The 7,040-nt window shown below is 69.6% G+C and carries 3 protein-coding genes; all 3 read right to left on the bottom strand.

The window, feature by feature from the left end; all coding sequences use genetic code 11:
• Positions 1-3,962 (bottom strand): PA14 domain-containing protein (locus FQ330_RS00455; protein WP_225792612.1); only part of this gene is annotated, 3,962 nt, incomplete at its 3' end.
• Positions 3,963-3,994: 32 nt separating this feature from the next.
• Positions 3,995-5,344 carry an IS256 family transposase gene (locus FQ330_RS13410; protein WP_146354309.1) on the bottom strand — a complete coding sequence of 450 codons (1,350 nt, stop codon included), beginning with the start codon at positions 5,342-5,344 and terminating at the stop codon, positions 3,995-3,997.
• A complete protein-coding gene (locus tag FQ330_RS00445; RefSeq protein ID WP_146354307.1) occupies positions 5,319-6,650 on the bottom strand; it encodes a hypothetical protein in 1,332 nt (443 codons plus the stop codon). The genes FQ330_RS13410 and FQ330_RS00445 overlap by 26 nt, the downstream gene beginning before the upstream one ends.
• Between the last annotated feature and the right edge of the window lie 390 nt (positions 6,651-7,040).

Below are 7,040 nucleotides of genomic sequence, written 5' to 3'. Positions count from 1 at the left end.
TGCGCGGTGCCGCGGCCAGCCGCGTCCCGCCCGATCGAGGACAGCGACCCGCCGCCCAGGTAGGCGACGGATGCGAGCTGCGCGAACTGGTCATATGTGGGGGTCGCGTAGACCGTGCCGCGGACGGAGACCGACGTGACCTTCCCGTCCCGGTCATACGAGAATGCCGTCGCCTCCGCCTGCCCGCCCGCAGGCGTCGTCGTGGTCGACAGCAGCCTGCCGGTCCTGGCCTGATAGGCGGGCACGGTGACTGTGCCGAACACATCGGTGTACTGCGTCACCCGGCCGAGCAGATCCGTGCGAGTGGTGATCGTCGAGCCGTTGGCACTGCCGGCCACGGCCCGGCCGTTCACAGCCACGACCATGCCCGAGGCGGTCGCCGTGTAGGTCGTGGTCGCCGAGTGGTTCGGCGTGCCGGCCGCCGCCCTCGCAGTCTGCAAGGTCACGCGACCCCGCGCGTCGACCGTCGTGCAGGACCAGTTCCAGTCGCCGTCGACCTTCGTACCAGCCACGCGGCCCCAAGCGTCATAGGCGAAGTGGGTCGCGACCCTGGTGCCGTCAGCCGCGGCGGGCCCGGTGGTCGTTCGAGCCAGCCCGAACTGACCGGTGCCGGCCGGGATGCCGCAGACGGCAGGGGCGGTCTCGAGCGCACCGTAGTAGCTGGTGGTAGTGCCCGCGGTCGCGGGAGCCCCTCCGGTGTTGGCGGCCGGCAGTCGGCGCTCGGTGCGACGCAGATATCCGTCGCCCCCGGGGTCCTCGAAGGAGAGCCGGGTCGTGAGCCCGGCGAGCGTCGCCTCGGTCGCCTGCCCGAGCCACGGGTGGGCGTACGCGAACGTCGCGGTCGTGGTCGGCGCGGCCACTCCGGAGAGCCCCGATGGCACCTGGTCGTCGACGGTCGTGCGAGCGACCAGGCCGTAGTCGGGCGCGAGCGCGGTCGCGGGCACGACGACCGCTTGCGTCTGTCCTGGCGTCTTCCACTTGAGGTGCAGCTGCGCCCCGTAGCCGCCGTCGAAGTGCTCGATGCGGATGCGGCTGACCTGGCCCGCAGACGCGGTCACGTCGGCGGGCGCGACGCGCTCGGTCGCGCCGCTGACCCAGCTGTCGAGCACGAGCCGGTCATCGATCCAGATCCGCACGCCGTCGTCGCTCAGCGCGCTGAAGCGGTAGGCGCCAGTGGTCGGGAAGGTGACCAGGCCGGTCAGGCGGGTCGACCAGTTGTCAGCGGCGACGCCCTCGGGGCTGCCGCTGCCCCAGTTGACGTCGACCGTGCCGGACGAGTTCACGCCTTGCGCGAAGGCGCGGGGCGCGCCCGTCAGGTTCCGATTCGAGTAGAACGCCGCCTGCAGCCCCCGCTGCCCGTCGTGCGCCGTCTGCGTGTGGGCGGGAAGGATGCCGCAACCCGCGGTCGCGACAGGATCCGCCACCGGTGGTCCCGTCGGTGCGAAGCAGGCCGCCGGGGCCGGGCCGTACGCGTCGGTGGCCCGTTCGGTCACGGGATCGTAGATCGTGGTCGAGACGCGCCCTGCAGCGTCGGTCGTGCGCAGCACCTGGTCGCGCTCCGCATGCCACACCTGGCTGGAGGAGACGCCCATGTTCGAGGTTGTCGAGACCGCGCGCCACGCGGAGTCGTAGGTGACGGTGGAGTCCACCCCCGCGAGACCCGCGACCGTCACCTGCGTGGTGCCCGAGCCGTAGGCGTAGTCGCGCTGCGGCCGTGCGCCCGCGGTCGCGCCGTCGGGTGCAGGGAGCGTGACGCGGGAGACACGGTCGCCGGTGTAGCTGATCTGGGTACGGGCGGCCGCGGTGTCGGCGAGCCCCGCGGCGATCGCGTCGCTCGCGACCGAGTCGCGGATCTCCGCGAGCCGGCCCTCAGCGTCATAGCCGAAGCTCGTCAGCTCGGATCCGGGGTCGAGAATGGCAGAGAGCTGGCCGGCTTCGTTGTAGAGGATCCGGGTCTCACTGCGCGCGATGCCGTCGCTCGCGTCCGGGTACGTCAACGCGCACAGCATGGACACCGGCGCCTCCCGGTAGGCGCTGTCGGCGCCGACGGGCACGTCGCACATCGGCTCGTTCGTGCCCGTCAGTCCGCCGGTGGCCGTTCGCGTCTGGGTCTGGTAGTGCAGCTGCACCTCGCGGCGCGGGGCCGTGCCGCCGGTCGAGACCGGGTCGTAGATCGCGGTCACGAGACCGAGCGCGTTGCGCTCGGCCTGCGGAGCAGCGGGCCGACGCGCGTCAGCGGGACTCACGGCGGACGTCACGCGCCCGTTCGCGTCGAACTGGTAGACGGTGCCGTCCTCGTCGGTGAGCACGACGTTGCCCGCCGCATCGAGGCTGACGTGCGACCACTCGCCCGACGGAGGGCTGAAGCCTCCCGCAGAGGTGCGGGCGTGAGTGTGCGCGGCACCGCTGGAGTCCGTCAGCACGACCGCCGTCTCGGTGATCTCCGCCTTCGACCAGGCGCTGGCGGAGCCCGCGATCGCCGTCGACGACTGCCACCCCGCCGGCAGCACCTGCAGGTCTCGCGTGAGCCAGTCCGAGGGCACCTGGTGCGCGTTGGTGTCGTTCGGGCCCTCGCGGTACCAGAGCTCCATGTTCGCGTCGTAGGCGCGCTCGAAGTACTCGACGCGGATGCTCGCCGGCGTCCCGCCTGCCAGACCGGCCGGCAGGTCGATCCAGTCGACGGTCGGCGAGGACAGTGACCAGTGATCGAGGACGCGGTCGCCGTTGAGGAAGACTCGCGCGCCGTCGTCGCGCAGCACGCCGATCTGCGGTGCCGCTCCCGTCGTCGTCGGAGCCGGGATCTGGATGAAGCCGTTCCAGCGGGCGAGGAAGTAATCGTTGGGGACGCCGTCCGCGGGTGAGCCGGTGCCCCAGTCGAACGACAGCGAGGGGTCGGTCCGCACCAGGAGCGGCTGCTTCCCGTCGAAGGTGAAATCGGCGGGAGCGCTCGGCGCGGACCCATCCGGTCGACGCGCGTCGAAATACTCCCCGCGCAGGCCGAGGTTCGCGGTCCCGGCTTCGGCGGAGTTGTAGGAGAACGAATAGCCCATGGGCCCGCCGACGGTCTCCACGGTCGGCGACGCGAATGACAGCGCCGCGTTGCCGTTGGCGAGATTCACCGTCACCGGGCCCGCGCTGTCGAAAGGCGAAGGCCCAGTGGTGCCCAGACGAAGGTTCACCTGCATCCTGCGGTTCCAGTCGGGCCAGTGATTCGTCGAGACGCCATCCCGCGTCAGCACCGTCCACGAGTACTGCTTGCCGTCCTCCAGCGCACCTTCCGGCACAGCGAACGCGACGGGCGATCCGGCTGGCGCCTCCAGCCAGCCCGAGGTGACGATGGCGCCGACATTTGCGCCGTTGTAGGGGCGCGCGTCGGAGCCGGAGGAGACCCGGAACTGGTACTGCATCCGATTGCCGACGCTGTCGGTATCGGCCACCGCCGTCACGCTGAGCTGCGGCGTCAGCGTCGTGATCGTCTGGGGTGTCCCTTGCAGGGTGCCGTGCGAGCCGGTCGCGCCGTCGACGCCGGGCACCTGCTGCGTCGTGAACGACCAGGTCGAAGACACCGAGCGCTGCTGCCCGTAGAGCGTGTTGTGGGGGTCTGTGACGATCGCGCGCCACCAGTACTTCTGCCCCGGCTTCAGCAGCGTCGCCGGCACCGATGCGGTCACCGCTCCGCTGGTCGTGCGGGAGATCGCCGGCGTCCTGTGGAGGAGCGTCGACTCCGACAGGCTGGAGCTGCTGTAGACCTCGAACTGCACCTGATTGGTCAGCGTCGACGTGGTCGTGAGCGAGGCGCGCAGCGTCGGCGTCGTCAGAGCACCGGTGGAGCCGTTCGTCGGGGTCCCCGTGCCGGTTGCGAGCGCGACCGTCGGCTTCGCGTGGTATCGAATGCTGATCGCGGCGTCGATGCGCTTGTACGTGTAGCCGGAGACCTCGTTGCCGCGGATCGAGCGTGTCAAGTGCTCTGTGTAAGCGACGCGGGTCAGGGTGGTCAGAGGTGGGGTTTGATGCGGTCGGGGTAGACGAGTGAGAGCTGCTCGAGCGCTTGTTTCCAGTTGGTGGTGACTTGGCCCTCGACGAGGCGGCCGGAGGCTTTGCGCTGCTCGGCGCGGAGGCCTCGCTCCTTCTCGCGGTCGCGGGCGCGCTTGTCCTCGATGTCGCAGATCGCTAGCCAGAGCAGCTTCACCGCGGCTTGATCGTTCGGGAAGTGCCCGCGGTTCTTCGTCACCTTCCGCAGCTGGAAGTTGAGCGACTCGATCGCGTTGGTCGTGTAGATCACTCGCCGAAGCGCCGGCGGGAAGGCGAGGAAGGGCGTGAACCGTTCCCACGCGTCGCGGAACGACTTGACCGCTGACGGGTAGCGGCGGCCCAGCTCCGACGCCTCGAACGCCTCCAGCGCCGTGAGCGCGGCGTCTGCGGTCGCGGCCTGGTAGATCGGTTTGAGCGCGGCAGCGACGGCCTTCCGGTCGCCGTAGGAGACGAACCGCATCGCGGCGCGGATCAGGTGCACGACGCAGGTCTGCACGGTCGCTTCGGGCCAGGTCGCCTCGACCGCTTCCGGGAAGCCGGTGAGTCCGTCGCAGCAGACGATCAGCACGTCGCGGACGCCGCGGTTGGCGAGCTCGGCGCAGACGGCCGCCCAGAACTTCGCTCCCTCGCTCGCCTGCACCCAGATGCCGAGCACGTGCTTGATGCCGTCCATGTCGACGCCGACGGCGATATGGGCGGCCTTGTTGCGCACGTGCCCGCCATCGCGGATCTTGACCACGATCGCGTCGAGATAGATCACCGGGTAGAGCGCCTCCAGCGGCCGCGACTGCCACGCCAGCACCTCCTCACCGACCTGGTCGACGATCTTCGAGATCGTCTCGTGGCTGAGCTCGGTGCCGATGGTCGATTCGAGGTGGTGCTGGATGTCGCGCAGCGTCATGCCGCCGGCGTAGAGCGAGATGATCATCCCGTCGAGCCCGTCCAAGCGACGCTGCCCCTTGGGCACCAGCATCGGCGTGAACGTGCCGTTGCGGTCGCGTGGGACGGCGAGATCGACGTCACCGATCTCGGTCGCGACGGTCTTGGGCGTCGTGCCGTTGCGCGAGTTCTCGTGCAGCGACGCTTCGGGATCGCCGCGCTCGTAGCCGACATGCTCGGTCAGCTCCGCGTCCAAGCCGCGCTCGAGCGCCGCCTTCAGCATTCCGCCGAGCAGTCCCTGCTCGCCCGTGAGCGGCTCGCCAGCATCGATCTTCGCGAAGATCTCATCCAGCGCACCGGACGACTTCAGGCGGTCCGCGAGCTCCTTCTGCTTCCGGCGCCGCTCCTCACGGTCCGGATTCGGCCTGGTCATGGTCACAGTCTGTTCTCCTTCGAACGGCGACCTCACCGCTTACACAGACCATCTGACACCCCCCGCGGATCGCCCATGACACACCGGTGTCCCCGGCAGCGAACTGCCGCGCCAGCACTGTGGGCACGACGTCACCACTCGTGACGGCAGAGCCTGAACCCAGCGAGAAGGTATCAGCGCTGGCTCCCGCCAGACAGCCGTAGGAGGCGCAGGTGGCATGACTCACTCGGCCCGACTGCACCGTCGTCTGCCCGCCGAGATACGCGACGGACAGCCAGGCATCCTCGATGACATTGCCGGGGACCGCGCCGTAGTCCATCCGGGTGAGTGCGCGCCAGTACGTTCCTCCACCGGGCTCGTTCGGGTTTCCGACCAGCAGCTCGCCCGAGCGTGTCGCACCATCGGTCTTGTACGACTGCCAGAAGTTCGGCCCCGCGTTCAGCTGCGGATCGATCGACACAGGGAACACGCGCTCGGGCGACGCGAGCCACTCCTGGTCCACCTCCACCGAGTACGCCCAGGTGTCGCCAGAGACGCGACGAAGGGAAGGCACGAGCTCCGTCTCCCCGCGCCAGCGATCCGCTGAGCCCGCCGCGTCCCAGGCGATAGGCGTCGCGCTGCTCATCACGACGTCGTCCCCGTCGCTGAGCTCGAGCGCGCCGAACTCATCGATCCGAGGCACGAGCCCGCCGGTGTCCATGCGCCACGTCCAGCTCGTCCGCCCATCCTCCGGAAGGGCATCCAAGATGAGCGTCTCCTTCACCGACCCCGAGAGCACCTCGTACTCGAGGTCGGCGCCTTCAAGCACGTCGCGGTAGGTGATCGTGTCTTGCTCGTCCCACCACCAGAACGGCGCCGCGACGCTTCCGGGATCCGCGCCTTCGAGCGCGAACGCCACCTGGTGATCATCGACCGACACCGTCACCGCGCGGGCGTCGCTCGCGTCGGGTCCGAACTGCGGTGCGAGCGGGTGCGCCTCCACCTCCCAGCCGGTACCTGAACGCTCCAGCCCGGTCGAGATCTCAACCCACTGGCCGTCGGTCAGTTGCACGTTCTGCGGCTGCTCGGAGAACTGCCGGACAAAGGTCCCATCGCCGGCGTCGTAGGTCGTGGAGTGGAGCGCTCGCTCCACCACCTCGAGCGAGCCCACATCGAGGGTCGCCTCATCCATCGGCGCCGCTACCGCGAGCGGTGCGGCGGCCTCGACGCGAGGCGTCGGCAGCGCCCCATCGCCCTCCGGCGCCTCAGGGCTCAGAGTCGCCACAGCCGGGGCCTGCAGCGCAGGGATCGTCAGCATCGGATCCACCGCGTCCTGCGCCGCGGCAGACTCGACCGGCTGCAGCAACGTGGCTACGAGCACTCCCGCTGCCACAGCTGCGATCGCCCATGCACGACCAAGCCCTACGAGCATCCCTGTCCCAATCGCTTCCGCGGCGGAGGGCTTCCCTCGGCAGGGCCTATGCACGCGCTGAGTGAAACGTTACTGCTTGCGCAATGCGCAATTATTACAGGAGTGTAACGAAATCGCTTGCGCGGAGTCGGGGCCGCGCGGCAGCACCCGCGGCTGAGAGCCCTCGATCGCTCCGCTGCATCGCCAGTGCATCACGGGGCAGAAGCAGGGGCGATAGCGTCTGGCTGTGGATGTGGGCGGTGATAGCGCATGAGTCACGCCGTTCATGTTCGAGCCGGGATCCCG

Origin of the sequence: Agrococcus sediminis, assembly GCF_007923295.1 — a bacterium.
In the GTDB taxonomy this organism is placed as follows: Bacteria; Actinomycetota; Actinomycetes; order Actinomycetales; family Microbacteriaceae; genus Agrococcus; species Agrococcus sediminis.
This window is presented reverse-complemented; position numbering and strand designations above follow the sequence as displayed.